This window comes from Blautia sp. NSJ-175, assembly GCF_022867815.1.
GTDB lineage: Bacteria > Bacillota > Clostridia > Lachnospirales > Lachnospiraceae > Blautia > Blautia celeris.
The window spans coordinates 102,554-120,427 of the sequence record NZ_JALIFQ010000008.1; the positions used below are offsets into that span (position 1 = coordinate 102,554).

Sequence of the window (17,874 nt, forward strand, 5' to 3'; positions counted from 1 at the left end):
AGCGCCGGAGTTTGCCGCACAAACATCCGAAACTGAAAAAAATCAGGAACCGCGCGAGAGTATGCCTAGGCATACTCTCTTTGTTATTATACCTATAATAACAAAAACATCCTGAAGACATAAAATATAATTCCGTGCGGCCAAAAATTTCAGAGGTGAGAGAATTGAGTGAAGAAGAGAAGAAAACAAAGAGCACCGGTGAGATGGTCACTGATAATGCCCTGAAACTTCAGAATGCGGTACTGAGACAGAAAATCATGATCGGAGCCCTTGTAGGTGTTATAGCAGTGGGCGGTGCCGGTGCAGCGGGGTATAAGCTCGGATGGTTTGGCGGAGACAATGACAAGGCACAGGAGGAGCAGGTATCAGCGGATATTGATCCAAATGCAGGGGACTGGGACGGAACTATCCCGGAGGCCCCGAAAGGCGATCCCAATGCGGAGAATATAGAATTACCGGGATATCCTAAGATATATATTCCTGCAGGACAGACAGATGTGGATGTGGCATTTTCCAACCCGGAAGGGAACCCCTGTTATTTTACATTCCAGCTTGTGCTCAAGGACAGCGGGGAAGTGCTTTATGAATCAAAACAGGTGCCTCCCGGGGAGGCGATTACAACAGCTACATTGAGCAAGGCTTTGGATGCAGGGGAATATGCGGCTGAACTGAGAATCACAACGGCAAGTATTGTGGACTTATCCCCCATGAACGGAGCAAATATGGAGACCGTGCTCGATGTGAGATAAGGGTGGTGTTTCATGGACAGCAGGAATTGGAGAGGGATTGTAATTTCTGTTATCACGTCAGCGGTACTTGTAGTTGGAAATACAGGGATGGCCTTTGCTGACGCGGAGCAATTTAATGAAGACGGGGAAGCAGATCCTGCAGTATCACAGGAGCTTGTCCGGGATGTGGACGGAAATTGGATTTCAGCAGATATAGAAGAACCTCAGGATTTTGACGAAGAAGAGGAAACAGAAGATAGTCTTCAGGAAGAAAATGAGGAAGAAAAGGATGAAGTCAACAGAGTGCATCATCACGATGAATTCTGTGGCTATAGAGAGGCAGTGCCGGAAATACCATGCGACCATGAGTGTGTGGATACGGATGGGGACGGCATTACAAATCATTGTCCGGAATGTGCGTACCGGCCTGCAGTTGAAGCGGTTCCCTGCAAGTATGAGCTGGAAAAGCTGAAAGCAGAAGAAGAGCTGAAAAAGCAGCAGGAGCTGGAGGAACAGCAGGAAAGTAAGGATTTGGAGGAGGAAGACCAGGATTCAGAGCAGCAGGGGGAAGATGACCCCGAAAGTGAAAATCCTGAACAGAAGGATTCCAAACCGGAAGAATCCGGGGAGACAGACGGACAAAATAATAAGAAAGAAGATGAGAACGGAGGAGAAGAAAGCGGTGACAGTCAGAAAGATACACCGTCCGGAATAACAAATCAGGGCCAGAAGGATAATATTTCCCATATGGATGAACAGGCCCATGAGGTGACCTCACCTCAAACGGAAGGACAGGAGGATATTTCTGAGGAAACAGACGCAGAAGATGAAGAGACAGCGGATACCGGTGGAAAGGATGAAGGGGAAGCCATAGATGGAATAGAAGATATGGATAATAACCCGGAAGAACTGGATGCTGAAAAAGAGCCGCTGCCGTCAAATGAACCTGTATATGAAGTCGAAATTCCTTCACAGGTAAAACTGACAGATGACACGGACAGCTTTACGATTCAGACTAAGAAATTGATACCGGAAGAGGATGGAGAGCTTGTAGTCACAGTGGAAGGAACTGAGAGCAGAGACAGGAGGAACTTCGCATTGTACTGCGGAGAAAACAGTTGGGAATACCGGCTGGAGATAGCCGGAAACTTGATTACACCGGAAGAGAATCACGCGATTCTGGATGGATGGAGTGAGGCACAGGATGTGAATATTCTGCCGGAAAATAATATTGATTTGTGTGCGGGGGAATATTCGGGAGTGCTGGTGTTCCATGTGGTGTATGAGAGCAGAGTCGAGAATTTTGAAATGGAAATTAATTAAAATTATAATTTAGGAGGATTTGGTTATGAAGAAAAAAGGGTTAGTAGCTATGGGGTTGGCAGGGGTTATGACGATTGGGATGTGTGTGCCGGTGTTGGCAGCGGATAATACAATTTATACACCAACAGATAAAACTAATGGGACACCAAAAACTGAAAGTACCCCGGGTGGTAGTGCTAGTATTTCGATTACTGAACCAATAGATTATACAGTGACAATTCCGGCGGCGTTTACTGTGGATGAAAATTTAAATGCGACTATTGTTTTAAAGGCTGAAAATGTTAATCTTGAGCCGAAGTATAGTGTCGTTATAAAAGCAGATAGTAATGAAGTAGAACTGGAAAATGACAAGGATAGTACGGTTAAATGGAAAATGGTATTAAAAGATGGAGAAGATGAATTTCAATCAGTAAGTTTTAGCAATGACACTGTGAGTAATGCATTGGAAAAGTCACTCAATTTAAAAGATGGTACAAATACTGCTTTAAAAAGACCGGCGGGAACTTACACTGGAACAATGAATTTTACAGTAAGTTATGAAGCTCCAGTAACACCGTAATGAGTTAATGTACTATTATAGAATATAGAGGTATTTCATAATAATCTATTTATAACTATTTAAGATTATTTAATGTATACGGATAGATTATATTTTTAAATAGTTAAAAGTATATATGGAAGTTTAAAAATAAATTAGAGATTTGCAGGCATATATGTTTTCCTGAAAAGCAGAAAATGAAAAAAATAGGTAATGCATATTGGTTGATATTTACTAGAAAATAACTCGAAGCTGTAGTAGGGAAGATACTACAGAATTATTGGAAGTGTCAAAAAGAATTCATAAGGTGGCATAAATTAATTTACTTATTTGGAAAAAATGTCTCCTTTTTGATAAGAATCGAGAAATGAAAATTCTTACCAAAAAGGAGTATTTTTATGTCAGTTGTAAAGGATTGTAAGCGTCTAATAGTTTCAGGATGAGTCCGGGGAAGAGGAGAGCTATTACAATAGAGGGATATAAATGCTCTTTGGGCCATTGTACTGTATTTTACAAAGAACTCAGAACATTTGACATGAGATAGCTGTCTTTCCGGAATTTCCGCGGCGAAACCCCGGTACATTTCCGAAACACCCGGGAATAATACCCCGCGTCCGTAAACCCGGCACTAAACGCCGCATCCGTGATACTATACTCCTCATCCCGCAGATAAGGAATGCTTTGTTCCACCCGATAGCGCAGCAGATAATCAAACAAAGACTCATTCATATGTTTCTTAAAAAAACGACAGCACTCACTCTTACAGATATGCACGGAATCTGCAATATCTGTAAGGGTGATTTTCTTATCATAATTCTCATGAATAAACCCCAATATAGTCTTAAGCCTTGCCAGCTCCTTAGGATTCAGCGATTCCGCCTCCTGATTAAAAGCCCCCTGATGGCGCAGCAAAACCAGCCAGATCTCCGACAACAGCATCTGCACCTCCATCTCATAAAAATCCGGCCTCTCCAAATCCAGCTCTATGACCTTCTTCATTTTCTCCCTGATATCCCCATGCCACTCCTCACTCCCGTCAAACCAAAGCGCCGAGAACTCATGTCCATTTACCACCAGGTCCACGTATTTTGTCTGTATCAGACTCTTCTCGAACCCATACACAATCTTGGGGTCAAAGGTAATACTCCAGTAATGGCAGTCCTTCCCCTCAACCATATGCCCGCTGTGCAGTGTATTGGCATTGCCGAACATCACGTCCCCCTCCTGCAGATGAAAATCCGCTCCGTTCACCTGGTAGATCATCTCCCCGTCCTCCACCAGTGTCATCTCAATCTCCGAATGCCAATGCCAGGAAAATGTTCCGAATTCATAGTCCGTAATACACTCTTTACTCACCAGTACAGGAAATGTAAAGTCCCCATGCGCCTTAATTTCCCTCTGATTCCTGTTTGTCTGTATCTGCATCCTTTTTCCTCCCCGGTAAAACGCCAAAATCTCAATATCATCCATATATTCTTCAAGATATTCCTAGAAATTCACCCAATATCTACATTATAATACAAGTAAAGTATGAGTCAAGAAAAACGGGAGGTATTTTACAATGTTTGAAAATGAAAAAGCAGTTGCAACTCTGAAAACAGTTTACGGTGAAGAGAAATTGCAGATGGAGCAGGAGCGCTACAATCATCTGTACCGGGAATTTGTGAAAGCATTTGGCGAAGGTGAAGCTGACTTCTTCACATCACCGGGAAGAACAGAGATCCTGGGCAACCATACGGACCACAACCATGGTAAGGTGCTGACCGGAAGTATTGCTATGGATACGATCGCTGCCGCAAGGAAGAACGGCACCTCACTGGTTCACGTGATCAGCGAGAATTATAACCAGAGCATTACCGTTGATTTAGACAATATGGACACAACCTGCAAATGCCAGGGAACACTTTCCCTGCTAATCGGTATGTTTGAGGGATTTGTGAAAAAGGGATATAAAGTGGAAGGCTTTGACGCATATGTGTCCACAGATGTTATCGGCGCAGCAGGGGTAAGCTCCTCCGCATCATTTGAAATGCTTATCTGTGCTATCGTTGATTATTTCAGCAATGACGGAAAAATAGATTATGTTGAATACGCTAAGATCGGCCAGTACGCAGAGCATGAATATTGGGAAAAACAGTCCGGTCTGCTGGATCAGATGGCGTGTGCAGTGGGCGGTGTGATCACCATTGATTTCAAGGAGGAAATGCCGAAAGTAGAGAAGCTGGATTTCGGATATGACCAGCTTGGATATGACCTGATCATTGTAAATACAGGAAAAGGCCATGCGGATTTAAGTGCAGAATATTCCTCTGTCCCCATTGAAATGAAAAAAGCAGCACAGGTTATGGGCAAAGAAGTGCTCGCCGATGTGGATGAAAAAGAGTTTATGCAGAATCTGAACAAAGTCAGAAAAGAGGCCGGAGACAGAGCTGTTATGCGCGCACTGCATTTCTTTGCGGAGCAGAATCGTGTGGATGCTGCAGTGAAAGCAATCAAAGAAAAGGATTACGATACCTTTTTACAGTGTATCACCAAATCCGGTAATAGTTCCTGGAAATGGCTGCAGAACTGTTTTGCAACTAAGGATGAGACAGAACAGGCGGTTCCGGTAGCCCTGGCTCTGACAGAAATGTTCATCGAAGAGGCCGGAAGAGGTTACTGCAGAGTACATGGCGGTGGATTTGCCGGTGTGATCGCAGCAGTGCTTCCAAAAGATATGACAGCAGATTATGTAGAATACATGACACCATACATGGGTAAAGAAAATATTTATGTAATGCAGATTCGCCAGACAGGCGCAGTACATATGGATTTCTAAAATTTCTGAAGGCATAATCATAAATAAGCCAGGGGAGTGAAGATAACGTAACAGCTCAGCAAAATTCAGACAGCTGAGCTGTTGCCGGATAACCATAACGGTTACTTCACTCTCCTGTTTTTTTATTCCAGCGGTTCCGTATCCCAGGTCCCATCCTCCCGAATCGTATACTGTCCATGTCCGGTAGAAGTATCTATTTTCTTTTCATGAAGCTGACGGTAAGCCCTGGGGCTGGTCCCATAATATTTTTCAAAAGTGCTGCCAAAATGCTGGCGGCTGTTGTATCCTGCATGGAACGCAATATCTGTCACGGACAGAGAACTGTTTGTCAGCAGAAAAGCAGCCTGTTCCAATCTTTTTCGGTTGACATAATCTGTAATCGTGCAGTGCATATGTCTGGAAAACAGGGATTGGAGATAAGATTTGTTAATTCCGGCGTAAGCAGCCAGTTCCGGAATCCGTATATCTTCTGTCAGATGCGCAGAGATATACAGTAAGGCTTTTTTCAGGTATACGGCACCTGTTGCCTTGTTATTTTCCAGAAGACACTGAGACAGCTCCAGCATGGTGCGGAAAAACAGCAGCCGGATAAGGTAATCCGTGTCCGGGGCAGTGAATTTGCGGGACATATGTACATCTTTGGAATACGGAATCTTCTGCTCTAACTGAGAGATCAGGTCTTTCAGGGAATACCCCAGATTTCCTGTGTCATTGGAAATCCAGATAGCCTTTTTGGAACGGCAGAAACGGTCAAAAGACGCGCTTTCCCTCCTTGGTTCTAAGAGATCCAGTGTAGTCTTCTCCTCCTGGCAGCGAAACTCCAGATTCAGCAGGGAGCAGGGAGAGCCTTTGGGAATCCATAAACGGTGTGGCACTTCAGCATCCAGAAATATAAACTGTCTTTCTTCCAGGCAGTGGGCTTCATGGTTTACATAAATGTGACAATTTCCTTTTGTGACATACATGATCTCACAACTGGCATGGGCATGAGCGTGCATATCATATTCTGTCAGGGAAAGGGCGTAAAAAGCAGTTATGGAAATGAAATGATGTGTGGGATCAAAAATGCTCATGGCAGTTCTCCTTTCAGCGATCGCGCGGTCATCGGTATTCAGAATATCTATGAGGATGATAAGGTGACATGGATCCCGGCGCTTATGCATTTTGGGTAGGATCATTTCGGTTACTTTTATTGTGAGAGCTGGCCCGTCGGTTGTCAAGAAAAATATATACGGCAATATCTTGCATTTTCAAATTTGCACAACAATACTTTCCACATCAATAAAAACCACCGTTTATAATAAACATCATAAAAATCAAAAGAAAAACGGGAGGTTATGTTATGAGTTTTAAAATAGCATTTATCGGAGCGGGAAGCCTTGTATTTGCAAGGACATTATTCACAGATATCATGTCAGTGCCGGAGCTTCGCGATGTGGAGATCGCATTTACAGATATCAATGGGGAGAATCTGGAGAGAACAAGGGCATTATGCCAGAGAGACCTGGATGCCAATGGAATCCCTGTGAAGATTCAGGCAACCACAGACAGAAGAGAGGCATTCAGAAATGCCCGCTACATCATTAACTGTGTACGTGTCGGCGGTCTGGAGGGCTTTGAGACAGATATTGAGATTCCGCTGAAATACGGTGTTGACCAGTGTGTAGGTGATACACTCTGCACAGGCGGGATCATGTACGGACAGAGGGTGATCGCTGCCATGCTGGATTTCTGTAAGGATATCCGTGAGGTGGCTGAGGAGGGAGCAATCATGCTCAACTACTCAAACCCCAATGCAATGGCTACCTGGGCCTGCAATAAATACGGCGGCGTGAAGACCATCGGCCTTTGCCACGGTGAGATACACGGCGAACTGCAGATTGCGGAAGTTCTTGGAATCCCCAGAGAAGAGCTGGATATTATCTGTGCAGGTATCAACCACCAGACATGGTATATTTCCGTGAAACATCACGGAGAAGATATGCTGCCGAAAATCCTGCCGGGATTTGAAGCGCATGAAAAATTCAGTGAAGAAGAAAAAGTGCGTATTGATATGCTGAAACGTTTTGGCTATTATTCCACAGAATCCAACGGACACCTTTCCGAGTACGTTTCCTGGTACCGCAAACGCCCGGATGAGATCAAAGACTGGATCAATCTGGACAACTGGATCAACGGAGAGACAGGCGGATATCTGCGCGTGACCAGAGAGGAGAGAAACTGGTTTGATACCGATTATCCGAAGATCCTGGCTGAGGAGCCGAAGAAACTGGACGGTTCCGAGAGAGGAAAAGAGCACTGTTCTTACATCATTGAATCACTTGAAACGGGTAAAAAATACAGAGGACATTTCAATATGATGAATGAGGGCTGCATCACCAACCTTCCTTATGAAAGCGTAGTGGAAGTTCCCTGTTATGTAGATGGAAACGGCATCAGTGTTCCTAAGGTGGGAGACCTTCCTCTGGGATGTGCTGCAGTGTGTTCACAGTCCATCTGGGTTCAGAAATTGGCAGTAGAGGCAGCCGTGCATGGAGATGCAAAACTGCTGAAACAGGCTGCATTAATGGATCCGCTCACAGGTGCAGTCTGCAACCCGCCGGAAGTATGGCAGATGATCGACGAAATGCTGGTTGCGCAGGAACAATGGCTGCCGCAGTATAAAGAAGCCATTGCACAGGCAAAAGAGAACCTGGCAAAGGGCGATTTGATTCCTACGAAAGAGGGATATAAAGGAGCAGTGAGACTTCAGGAGAAATCTGTTGAGGAAGTTGCTGCGGAGCATGAAAAGAGGAAAATTACGGTATAAATATTGCCTCCATAATGCTATATTATAGTTAGAAAAGGAACAGCCGCACATAAAGCGGCTGACCTTAAGTAAGCAATAAGCCTGCCTGACGGTTAAGTACAGGGCAGGCTTATTGACGTTTGTCTGCTATTCTTATTTCATACGTTTATCCTGACCGGAGATGTCAGATAATCTGTATTAGACAATATTAGATGTCTTCTTTACCGTCCCGCTCTTTTCCACTAACTGATCCAATGACTGGAAAGTATACCCCATCTCTTCCCATTTGCTCAGCAGTTCATCGAGAATCTGGGCATTTGTGCTGGAGGTGCTGTGCAGGAGTACGACGGCGCCGGGGTGGATCCTTCCGATAAGTTTACTGAAGGCCTCCTCTTTTGAAGGCTGCTTATCCTGATACCAGTCTACATAGGCAAGACTCCAGAAGAAAGTCTTATAGCCCAGTTCCTGTGCCATTTTCAGGTTGCTTTCACTGTATTTGCCCTGGGGCGGGCGATAGAACTTGGTCATGGGCTTACCGGTAGTCTCTGTGTAGAGGTCTTCCAACTCCTGAAGTTCCTTGGAGAAGGAATCTATGGTGGATATTTTGGACATATCCGGGTGATGGAAGGAATGATTGCCCACGGTGTGGCCTTCCTTGACCATTCGTTTTACCAGATCAGGGCTGGTAGAGATGAAATTTCCAACCACAAAGAAGGTGGCAGGGGCATTGTGTTTTTTCAGTGCGTCCAGGATGGTGGCTGTATTTCCGTTTTCATAGCCGCAGTCAAAGGTGAGGTAAATGACTTTCTCTTCTGTATTTTCGGCATAATAGGCATCGTACTGTTTCAATTCATCGAAGGTGGCATTTGCCACAGGCGGTTTGCCCTCCTCCTGGAAACTAAGGCCCCAGTTGCCGTCAGCGGAGGTGGAGACGGATTCTGCCTGCCTGCCGTTTACCGCCTCAGCGATAAAACAGCCGGCAAAGTAGGCTGCGGCAAAGAGAAGAGCGATTGCCAGAAATTTTTTAATTGGAATGTTATGTAGCATAATAAGTCCTGGAAGGGTTGTTTATTCTATCATATTTCCTTTGCAGAGGTTTTATGACAGGACTTAAAGTTTGCGGATGCGGAGCATGCTTCCGGTTAGCCGTTATTGAATTTTTTGCTCAAATTCCTGAATTGTCTCGGCCCAGGCCGCGTATCTGAGCCACTGGTTTAGAACTTCAGTGTCACTCTGTTCCATAATCTTTCTTTGCAGCTCTTCAGATACTTCGCCCAAATCCTTCAGCAGATCCAGAATAACCAAAGCCCTTCCCAAGGCCCGTCCCTCTGCAAATCCTTCCGCCCACTTGGCGTCCAGTTCATCCTTCATCAATTCTTTCAATGCCTCACACATAGTCTTCGCCTCCCTTAAATTTATTTTTGTGTTTTCAGTTTTCTTTGGCTATGGTCAGGGTTTATTGGATTTTTTGTTCAAATTCCCGGATTGTCTCGGCCCTGGCCGCGTATATGAGCCACCGGTTCAGAATTTCAGTGTCATTTTGTTCCATAATATTTCGCTGCAGTTTTTCAGATACATCACCCAGATCCTTCAGCAGAGTCACAATACTCTTTGCCTTTCCCAAAGCCTCTCCCAAAGCCAATCCTTCTGCCAGTCCCTGAGTCCTCTTAGCTTCCAGTTCATCCTCCATTAATTCTTCTAATGCTTCACACATAATCTTTGCCTCCTTGAATTTATCTTTGTTTGCACGGACAATAAGATCCATAACGGATTTATACAGGTTATTACCTTTATGCTTTCCATACTGCTCAATCAAGTGTTTTGCCGTCTCTGTTTCTTCCAGTTCATTTGTCAGGCTTTTCAGCCATAGATTCTGTTCCTCAGACAGTTCCTTGGTCAGGATCAGCTGAATTGGGATATTATCTCCGGTGATATAATAAATGCCATCCTCTTCTCTGTGGATTTCATAGCCCCGTTCCTCTGTCAAGTGCCGCATGAGACTGCGCGGATACCGGTGGCATACAAAGGTTATGGTAATATCATGGATGGCGATGCTGTCAGCCTGCGCGGTATCTGCCTTATAAAAACAAGTATAACCATAAACCTTATAAAAATCATCCACACTCAGATAATCTTTAGGACTTTTATATTCCACAATATTGTGCGTCCTGAAAATCCTTCCGATATTTTTCCGGATAGAAACATCTCTTTCTTTTTTTACGATCAGCACATCGATTTCCTTTGGTTTTGTACCCAATTGATGTTCGTTTTCAAAGAGCAGCAGATCTACCTCTGCTTCCAGTTCAATTTGAATTCCGGCGTAAAAAGCAGGATGCCACTGCAGGGCATGCGGCTGCTGTTTCCGTTCTTCCATATAAAACCTCCTTTTTTAGTTATAGACGCAGGAGGTTTCTAACCTTTCCGAAAACTCCTGCAAAAAATGTGGTGAAAAGCACGAATTTTCCGAAAGGACAGGCCGGACATACGTCGACCCGTTATTATGAAATGATATAAGATATTATGAATCCCAAGACTGATTCAAAAATAGAAAGATGATCCAGAAAATATGCTTTTTTTAATTTTAGCACAGGCCTTTTCTGCCGGCAACAGGTATTTCCGGTTTACATGTAAAACTTAGTGTAGTTTAGCAGGAGAATGGATTGGTAACTGCCGGGCGCGACGCAGTCAGTAACCACTTGCCGGCGCAGCAATGTTACTGTTTACTGTGTGCCCGGCAACACGCTTCGCGATGCACAGATATGGAGCAGAATGCTCCATATCGCGCTGGCCGCCTCGGGATTTTCGTGCCCTCGGCCTGAAAATACCTTGCGGGACAGTGGCGTGTGGACAGCAACACAGCAATAACAGCGTCAATAACGACCGGCAATAATCGCTTGAATTCTTAACAGAAATATGATAAATTGAAGACGGAAAAGAACACAACAGCCAAGCGCGGCTGACCTCTGAAAGTAAAGGATACCACCCTGACATGCAAAGGTTTAAGGGTGGTTTTTATATGCAGTAAGACACCTAAAAAAAGCGGACTTTAACATTAAGGAGAGATTATGGACAGTAAACTAATATTTTTTGACATAGACGGCACACTTGCAATGGAGCCCTCCGGGATCATACCCGACAGTACCAGGGCTGCGATTGCCGGGGCAAAGAGAAACGGGCACCAGGTGTTTGTCAATACCGGAAGGACGTATTACAGTATCAGTGAGGAAATCCGTTCCATGGATTTTGACGGATATGTCTGTGGCTGCGGCACCCACATTTATTACAGAGGCAAAAAGCTGCTGGAATCTGCAATTCCCCATGATATGTGTGTGAAAGTTGCAAAAATGCTGAGGGATGCCAAGATCCCTGTATTTTATGAGGCTGACAAGGCTATATATTTTGATTTCAGTTACCCCAATCCATGGCTTCAGGAGGCAATACAGATATTTGCGGCGAAAGGGAGAAATATCGAAGAGTTATTTCGCGATGAAAACCAGACTTATGATAAATGCCTTATATTCCTTCCGGACACAGAAGCAGCCGGGGAGATAAAAGTATTTCTGGATGAACATTTTTACTGCATCCCCCGGGGCGGCAATGTCTGGGAGGTGACGCAGAAAGATTACACAAAGGCTACAGGAATCCGGTTTATGTGCAGCCATCTGGATGCAGATATGGAGAACTGCTTTGCTGTAGGCGACAGTGAGAATGATCTGGATATGCTGAAAGCAGTAAAGAACAGCATAGCAATGGGAAATGCCAAAGAAGAGATCCTCCCGTACTGCAGTTATGTGACAAAGGGAATCGAGGAAGATGGAATCCATTATGCGCTGAAACATTACGGAATAATATGATGCGCATTGTCATGCACAGCTTATCAAAATCAATTATCAGACACAAGACACGCTCTTAAACAATCAATAATAATAGAGTCCCACCCAAAAAAGCAACTGCCCGGCATAAAACTGCCGGACAGTTGCTTTTTGCATTTCTTTTTCCAAAAGGAAATCTCCTTGATGATTATTTGGCTATTCAGCGCAAAAAGTATTTAATTTAGAAAAAGTATCTGATAATTAAATAATCGTATTTATCAGAAAAATTAATCAATAACAAATTCCTTTGCAATTCTACAGTATTTCCGCAGAAAAATACACCATGCAAACAGCCAAAATCGAAGAAAAATATGTAAATCTGCAAAGATATTACCAAAATATGTAAAACTGCAAAGAACAGGAAAAGGAGTGGTAAGTACATTTTCTACAAGAAATGCTATATTAAACATACCAAAAATATTAAATATTATGCAAAGGAGATGTATTTATGGGAAGAAAATGGAAGGTATTGACCGGTTTGGTGCTTGTGGGGACAATGTTGGCAGGATGTACGCCCGGAACGGCAAAAGAGGGCGATACGGCTGAAAGCAAGACAGAGACAAAAACGGATGCAGGTGACTCGGGGGATAATGCTGCTTCCACAGAAAAAATTGAACTGAACATGTGGGATTTAAGGACAGAGGGTGCCGGAGCGAAAATGATAGACACCATCATCGAGAATTTCGAGAAGGAAAATCCCAATGTCACCATCAAGCGTACCGCTTTCAAGGTTGCAGATCTGAGAAATACCATCAAGCCTGCCATCAACAGCGGAGAAGGCCCGGATATCTTCAGTTATGACGCCGGTGCCGGTTATCTGGGCGTTCTGGCAAATGCCGGTCTGGCAATGGATCTGAGCGACTACAGGGAACAGTATAAATGGGATGACAGGTTCCATGACTGGGCTCTGGAGAAAACCGTATACGACGGCAAACTGTACGGTGTAGCCAATGAGCTGGAAATGCTGGGCGTATATTACAACAAGAAAATGTTCGAGGAGGAAGGCATTGAAGTACCGGAGACTTACGAAGAGTTTATGCAGATATGCCAGAAATTCAAAGACAAAGGCATCACGCCGCTTATCATGGATGACAAAGAGCAGTGGCCGGGATTTCACTATGAGTCAATCTGGCTGAACAGTTTTGTGGGAGCGGACAGAGTAAAAGAAGCGGTAGCGGGAAAAATACCCTGGACAAGCGAAGGATTCGGGGCAGCTCTTGATGAACTTTACAGTGTGTTTGAAAAGGGATATGCCACAGAGAAGCCTCTGAGCCTGGCATCCGAAGATGCAAATAAAGCATTCTACGCAGGGGAAGGTGCCATGCGTGTGACCGGTACCTGGCTGGTATCCGCGTGTGTGGAGAATATGAAGGACAATGTGGGATTTTTCTTCGTACCGGTAGCATCGGATGATCTGGACAACTGCCCTCCGGGGGGACTTGGTGAAGCTGTAGTTGTAAATTCTAAGACGAAATATCCGGAAGAGACAGTAAAATTTCTGGACTATATGTTCCAGCCTGACAACATGGAACTCTGGTATGAAGCAGGTCTGATCCCCTCTGTAAAAGATGTGGATTACAGCGCCTACGAAGTCAGTGAGCTGTTCAAAGATGTGGTGGATGAGATCAACGCGTCCGAGAACCTTGGCGAGAATATAGACGTGCTTATGCCGCCTAAGGTAAATGATGTGACACAGAACTACGTGCAGCAGCTTATTGCGGGCAAGATTGACGGAGCTGCCTGTATGGAACAGAAGCAGAAGGCATTTGAGGAAGAGATCGAGGCAGGAAACTACTCAGTAGAATAGGCGGCAGAAGCATACCTGTGAACATTCTATTGTTATAAATCTGTGAGGGGCTGCAGGATTCTGCTGCAGCCCTGTCACGTGCAGCGGGAAGGGTGTTTTTATGGATAAAAGAAAAAGGATGTTGCTGAAAAACTGGATGGGATGCTTTGCTTTTGCACTTCCGGCACTGCTGTTCTACTGCCTGTTTCTGGTGATACCTATTTTTTCAACTGTGAGGATCAGTTTTCATGAATGGAACGGCGCGGCTCCTTTCATGAAGTTTGTGGGTCTGGATAATTATGCAAGGGTACTGAAGGACCCCATTTTTTATAAAGCATTGGGGAACAATGTCATCTGGATACTGTTTACCATTTTTGTTCCTGTACTTCTGGGGCTGATCTTTGCGGTGATGCTGACACAGAAGTATGTAAAAGGAAAATTTTTGTACCGGCTTACCTATTTCATGCCGAATGTGGTTTCGCTTGTTGCAGTCGGCATCGTATGGGGATGGATCTACAATCCGGAATTCGGAATCCTGGGAAGGATGCTGAATGCTCTGGGAATGCATGGGGCTGCGGGAATCGATTTTCTCGGGGATGAGAAAATGGTCATATGGTTCCTGGTGCTTGCGGGAAGCTGGACCTGTTACGGATTTAATATGGTGGTATTTCTTGCGGCGCTGCAGGGGATTGATACCAGCTATCTGGAAGTGGCAAAACTGGAGGGGGCCAATGCCTTTCAGAAGTTTATCTATGTCATTGTTCCGCTTATTAAGGGGACGATCGTACTTTTGGTATCCAATTCACTGATCGGTTCGTTTAAAGTATTTGACTTGATCTATATTATGACGAAGGGTGGGCCTTATCACTCGTCAGAGGTTATTTCCACCTACATGTATAATTCAGCTTTTAATATGAATGATTACGGATATGGTTCGGCACTTGCTGTGGTTCTGGCTGTGATCATTGCGGTATGCTCCGGAATTTTCATGAAACTGACAGACAAAGAGTAGAGGAGGGGAAAATATGAGTGAACACACAGCGGCCAGGCGGCACCTGGTCAGTATTCTGACACATGCCATATTGATCTTATTTGTGCTGGTCTCCGTTCTTCCCATCTTCTGGATGTGGATGGCAGCAATAAAGCCCTTTGACCCTTCCGTAAACGATCCGTTTGCATTTCCCACTTCAGTGACCTTTGAATACATAAAAGAAGCATGGACAACCGGGCGCATGGGCGGCTATATGAAAAACAGCATTTTAGTGGCTGTACCCAGGGTTTTTGTGGTGCTGCTGCTTTCGTCCATGGCAGGGTATGCCTTTGGCAAACTGAAATGGAAAGGGAGAAACCAGATTTTTTATTTTATTCTCATAGGTATGATGATACCGATCAATGCCATGATCATACCGCTTTACTATAATGTACAGCAGCTTGGCATGATCAACACACTGCAGGCTATGATATTGCCGTACTTTGGGCTGTCCATGCCGTTTGCCTGCTTTATGATGCGGTCATTTTTCCGGGAACTGCCGGATGAACTGATAGAGTCGGCCACCATTGACGGGGCCGGAAAGTGGAAGGCGTGGCTGTATGTTATGCTTCCGCTGACAAAACCTGCTCTGACTTCCCTGCTGATTTTTGAATTTATGTGGTCCTGGAATGATTATCTTCTGCCCATGCTGATGGTGTATGACGATAAATACAGGACGCTGCCTCTGGGGCTTATGTATTTCCAGGGGGAATATACCATGAATACATCGCTGATAGCGGCGGGAGTGACCATTTGTACGGTGCCGATCATCATTGTATATTCCATATTCCAGAGAAGTTTCGTTGACGGTATCACTGCCGGAGCCGTGAAGGGGTAGCAGCAGAAAAGGCAGCAGCCGGAGCAAAGAACGATTTAAAATAGAGGAGGAAAAATTTAATGAGTGTAAAAGCAGCAATACTGGGGGCCGGAAATATGGGAAAAGGCCATGCCAAAAGGCTCCTGGAATCAGGTGCACAGATATCCTGCGTATGCGACAAGAGCAGGGCAGCCAGAGAGGCTTTCTGTGAGGAAATACCGCAGGAAAATATACAGGAATACGATGACTTTGACAAAATGCTGGATGAAGGTGATTTTGATGTATTGTTCATCTGTCTTCCGCCCTTTGCCCAGGACCATCAGTTTGAGCGTGCCGCAGAGAGAGGAAAGCACATTTTTATAGAGAAACCGATTGCTCTGAATACAGAGACAGGGAAAAGAATGGTGGAGAGCGCCGCGAAAAGCGGGATTATCACCAGAGTCGGATTTCACATGAGACAGGGGGCAGCGGTTAAAAAAATGAAGGAGCTGATCGCGTCCGGTGAGGCGGGAAGGCCGGTGCTGTTTCACGGACATTATTCCTGCAATTCCCTTCACACACCCTGGTGGATCAATGTTGATCTGTGCGGCGGACAGATCTATGAGCAGGCAATTCATGTCTATGATTTATGCCGTTACCTGATGGGAGAACCAAAATACGCCGCAGGTGTCATGGGAAATGTATGCCACAACCATATCCATAACTACACAGTAGAGGATGTAAGTACCTCCTTTGCCGGATTTACCAACGGTGCTGTGGCCGCTATCACTGCCAATAACTGTGAGGTTCCGGGAGAATGGATTGGCAGATTCAAGGTGGTATACGAGAAAGTCACCGCTGATTTCTGTGACTTTAACCATGCGGTCTTTACTTACACGGGTGAAGGCGGGTTAAGGACAGAGACGGTAGATTCTGAAGAGGACGCATATCTGGATGAGGTCAGGGAGTTCCTGGAATGTGTCAGAGAAAAGAAACAGACAACATGCGACATCAAAGAAGGTTATAAAAGCCTCTGTTATGTGGAGACCGTGGTGGAATCCGCAGGCATGGACGGCATAAAAGTAGGTTTACATAAATAAAGGAGGACACACATTATGAAACAATTACTCTTAGGACGAAACGGAAAGCCTGTTTTGGAAGAATATCAGGAAATGCCTCTTCAGGCAGGTTATGTAAGGGTGGTATCGGATTACGGTGCACCGAAACACGGCACAGAACTGCACGGATATGAGAAAGACCCCTTTGCAAAGGTTTACTACGATGAGAATACACACATTTTCAGACCGAGAGAAAAGGAGCTTGTGTATGACGGAACGTCCGGCCTGGGAAATATGTGGGTGGGCAGAATCACCGAGATCGGCCAGGGCGTAGAGGGCCTGGAGACAGGTCAAAGGGTTGCCGGATACGGCAATCTGAAAAACACCCACACAGTAAAGGCAGAGGATGTCCTGGTCATGCCGGAAAGTATGACCTGGAAAGAGGCAGTCTGCTATGATCCCCTTCAGTTTGCCCTGGGGGGAATGCGGGACGGCCATGTACGTCTGGGCGATAAAGTGCTTATCTCCGGTCTTGGGGCTATTGGACTTATGGCTGCCCAGGCTGCAAAAGCGGCGGGGGCTTCCCTTGTTGTGGTAACAGACCCCATAGAGAAAAGGCGGCAGGCTGCGCTGGATAATGGCGCGGATATGGCGTTTGACCCGACGAAGGAGGATTTCGGGCTGATCTTAAGGGATAAGACAAACGGAATCGGTATGGATGTTGTGATCGAGACAAGCGGAAATTATAAGGCAGTGGAGCAGGGAATCCGGGCTCTTGCCTATGGAGGAAATTTTGCCATGGTGGGCTGGCTGGGAGAATGCCATATTCCCATCAATCTGGGATATGAGGGACATTTTAACCAGTGTCATTTTTACTTTTCACGGGCATGCAGTGAGCCGAACAATGACTATCCGAGATGGAGCTTTGACAGAATATGCCAAGAGGCATGGGATATGCTCTGTAAAGGCATGTTCTCCTGTGAAAATATCGTTGATCCCGTGGTGGATTTTGAGACCTGTGATGAGAGCTATCTGCACTATATTGTGGAAAACCCGCAGGAGAGTGTGAAGATGGGGGTTGCTTTTAAAAATCAGTAATCTCCGGGGCAAGATTCAAACGGCCTGCCGGGAGGGACT

16 protein-coding genes are annotated in these 17,874 nt (G+C 45.1%); 11 read left to right on the forward strand and 5 right to left on the reverse strand.

Features of this window, described 5'->3' with window-relative positions; all coding sequences use genetic code 11:
• Positions 1-164 precede the first annotated feature (164 nt).
• The 3 genes from MUB35_RS14325 to MUB35_RS14335 are packed head-to-tail and all read left to right on the forward strand — an operon-like array spanning position 165 to position 2,610.
• Positions 165-749: a hypothetical protein gene (locus tag MUB35_RS14325; RefSeq protein ID WP_244806400.1), complete on the forward strand. Its 585-nt coding sequence runs from the start codon at positions 165-167 to the stop codon at positions 747-749.
• A gap of 12 nt (positions 750-761) precedes the next feature.
• Complete coding sequence (locus tag MUB35_RS14330) at positions 762-2,051, forward strand: hypothetical protein (protein ID WP_244806401.1); 1,290 nt, start codon at positions 762-764, stop codon at positions 2,049-2,051.
• A 25-nt stretch (positions 2,052-2,076) separates the two neighbouring features.
• A complete protein-coding gene (locus MUB35_RS14335; protein WP_244806402.1) occupies positions 2,077-2,610 on the forward strand; it encodes a hypothetical protein in 534 nt (177 codons plus the stop codon).
• A gap of 489 nt (positions 2,611-3,099) precedes the next feature.
• Here the strand turns inward: MUB35_RS14335 and MUB35_RS14340 are convergent, their stop codons facing one another.
• Positions 3,100-4,014 carry a helix-turn-helix transcriptional regulator gene (locus tag MUB35_RS14340; protein WP_244806403.1) on the reverse strand — a complete coding sequence of 305 codons (915 nt, stop codon included), beginning with the start codon at positions 4,012-4,014 and terminating at the stop codon, positions 3,100-3,102.
• 136 nt (positions 4,015-4,150) lie between these two features.
• Here MUB35_RS14340 and MUB35_RS14345 point away from each other — a divergent pair, with 136 nt between their 5' ends.
• Positions 4,151-5,407: a galactokinase gene (locus MUB35_RS14345; RefSeq protein ID WP_033141709.1), complete on the forward strand. Its 1,257-nt coding sequence runs from the start codon at positions 4,151-4,153 to the stop codon at positions 5,405-5,407.
• A gap of 122 nt (positions 5,408-5,529) precedes the next feature.
• Here MUB35_RS14345 and MUB35_RS14350 read toward each other — a convergent pair whose 3' ends face one another.
• Positions 5,530-6,480: an AraC family transcriptional regulator gene (locus MUB35_RS14350; protein ID WP_244806404.1), complete on the reverse strand. Its 951-nt coding sequence runs from the start codon at positions 6,478-6,480 to the stop codon at positions 5,530-5,532.
• Between the two features lie 269 nt (positions 6,481-6,749).
• Here MUB35_RS14350 and MUB35_RS14355 point away from each other — a divergent pair, with 269 nt between their 5' ends.
• On the forward strand, positions 6,750-8,216 hold the full coding sequence (locus MUB35_RS14355) for an alpha-glucosidase/alpha-galactosidase (RefSeq protein WP_103732655.1): 1,467 nt from the start codon (positions 6,750-6,752) through the stop codon (positions 8,214-8,216).
• Between the two features lie 177 nt (positions 8,217-8,393).
• Here MUB35_RS14355 and pdaA read toward each other — a convergent pair whose 3' ends face one another.
• The 3 genes from pdaA to MUB35_RS14370 all read right to left on the reverse strand — a co-directional run bounded on the left by pdaA (position 8,394) and on the right by MUB35_RS14370 (position 10,569).
• Positions 8,394-9,242: a delta-lactam-biosynthetic de-N-acetylase gene (gene pdaA / locus MUB35_RS14360; RefSeq protein WP_033144178.1), complete on the reverse strand. Its 849-nt coding sequence runs from the start codon at positions 9,240-9,242 to the stop codon at positions 8,394-8,396.
• A gap of 102 nt (positions 9,243-9,344) precedes the next feature.
• Positions 9,345-9,590, reverse strand: a complete 246-nt coding sequence (locus MUB35_RS14365) for a hypothetical protein (protein WP_033144179.1) — start codon at positions 9,588-9,590, stop codon at positions 9,345-9,347.
• Positions 9,591-9,651: 61 nt separating this feature from the next.
• Positions 9,652-10,569: a 3-isopropylmalate dehydrogenase gene (locus MUB35_RS14370; RefSeq protein ID WP_244806405.1), complete on the reverse strand. Its 918-nt coding sequence runs from the start codon at positions 10,567-10,569 to the stop codon at positions 9,652-9,654.
• Between the two features lie 691 nt (positions 10,570-11,260).
• On the opposite strand from MUB35_RS14370, the gene MUB35_RS14375 reads away from it, so the two are divergent.
• The 6 genes from MUB35_RS14375 to MUB35_RS14400 all read left to right on the forward strand — a co-directional run bounded on the left by MUB35_RS14375 (position 11,261) and on the right by MUB35_RS14400 (position 17,835).
• Positions 11,261-12,049 carry an HAD family hydrolase gene (locus MUB35_RS14375; RefSeq protein ID WP_033144181.1) on the forward strand — a complete coding sequence of 263 codons (789 nt, stop codon included), beginning with the start codon at positions 11,261-11,263 and terminating at the stop codon, positions 12,047-12,049.
• A gap of 466 nt (positions 12,050-12,515) precedes the next feature.
• The gene (locus MUB35_RS14380; protein WP_103732497.1) at positions 12,516-13,874 is read left to right on the forward strand and encodes an ABC transporter substrate-binding protein; all 1,359 of its coding nucleotides are present in this window, start codon (positions 12,516-12,518) and stop codon (positions 13,872-13,874) included.
• A 100-nt stretch (positions 13,875-13,974) separates the two neighbouring features.
• The gene (locus MUB35_RS14385; RefSeq protein ID WP_033144183.1) at positions 13,975-14,865 is read left to right on the forward strand and encodes a carbohydrate ABC transporter permease; all 891 of its coding nucleotides are present in this window, start codon (positions 13,975-13,977) and stop codon (positions 14,863-14,865) included.
• 13 nt (positions 14,866-14,878) lie between these two features.
• The gene (locus MUB35_RS14390) at positions 14,879-15,721 is read left to right on the forward strand and encodes a carbohydrate ABC transporter permease (protein ID WP_052099779.1); all 843 of its coding nucleotides are present in this window, start codon (positions 14,879-14,881) and stop codon (positions 15,719-15,721) included.
• A 59-nt stretch (positions 15,722-15,780) separates the two neighbouring features.
• Entirely contained in the window at positions 15,781-16,779 is a 999-nt protein-coding gene (locus MUB35_RS14395; RefSeq protein WP_244806406.1) for a Gfo/Idh/MocA family protein, read from the forward strand.
• Between the two features lie 15 nt (positions 16,780-16,794).
• Entirely contained in the window at positions 16,795-17,835 is a 1,041-nt protein-coding gene (locus MUB35_RS14400) for a zinc-dependent alcohol dehydrogenase (protein WP_244806407.1), read from the forward strand.
• The last annotated feature ends 39 nt before the right edge of the window (positions 17,836-17,874 follow it).

Bases quoted from the DNA above. Each gene is read 5' to 3' on its own strand.
- MUB35_RS14330 (WP_244806401.1), top strand. From the start codon at position 762: ATGGACAGCAGGAATTGGAGAGGGATTGTAATTTCTGTTATCACGTCA.
- MUB35_RS14335 (WP_244806402.1), top strand. From the start codon at position 2,077: ATGAAGAAAAAAGGGTTAGTAGCTATGGGGTTGGCAGGGGTTATGACG.
- MUB35_RS14340 (WP_244806403.1), bottom strand. From the start codon at position 4,014: ATGCAGATACAGACAAACAGGAATCAGAGGGAAATTAAGGCGCATGGG.
- MUB35_RS14345 (WP_033141709.1), top strand. From the start codon at position 4,151: ATGTTTGAAAATGAAAAAGCAGTTGCAACTCTGAAAACAGTTTACGGT.
- MUB35_RS14350 (WP_244806404.1), bottom strand. From the start codon at position 6,480: ATGAGCATTTTTGATCCCACACATCATTTCATTTCCATAACTGCTTTT.
- MUB35_RS14355 (WP_103732655.1), top strand. From the start codon at position 6,750: ATGAGTTTTAAAATAGCATTTATCGGAGCGGGAAGCCTTGTATTTGCA.
- pdaA (WP_033144178.1), bottom strand. From the start codon at position 9,242: ATGCTACATAACATTCCAATTAAAAAATTTCTGGCAATCGCTCTTCTC.
- MUB35_RS14365 (WP_033144179.1), bottom strand. From the start codon at position 9,590: ATGTGTGAGGCATTGAAAGAATTGATGAAGGATGAACTGGACGCCAAG.
- MUB35_RS14370 (WP_244806405.1), bottom strand. From the start codon at position 10,569: ATGGAAGAACGGAAACAGCAGCCGCATGCCCTGCAGTGGCATCCTGCT.
- MUB35_RS14375 (WP_033144181.1), top strand. From the start codon at position 11,261: ATGGACAGTAAACTAATATTTTTTGACATAGACGGCACACTTGCAATG.
- MUB35_RS14380 (WP_103732497.1), top strand. From the start codon at position 12,516: ATGGGAAGAAAATGGAAGGTATTGACCGGTTTGGTGCTTGTGGGGACA.
- MUB35_RS14385 (WP_033144183.1), top strand. From the start codon at position 13,975: ATGGATAAAAGAAAAAGGATGTTGCTGAAAAACTGGATGGGATGCTTT.
- MUB35_RS14390 (WP_052099779.1), top strand. From the start codon at position 14,879: ATGAGTGAACACACAGCGGCCAGGCGGCACCTGGTCAGTATTCTGACA.
- MUB35_RS14395 (WP_244806406.1), top strand. From the start codon at position 15,781: ATGAGTGTAAAAGCAGCAATACTGGGGGCCGGAAATATGGGAAAAGGC.
- MUB35_RS14400 (WP_244806407.1), top strand. From the start codon at position 16,795: ATGAAACAATTACTCTTAGGACGAAACGGAAAGCCTGTTTTGGAAGAA.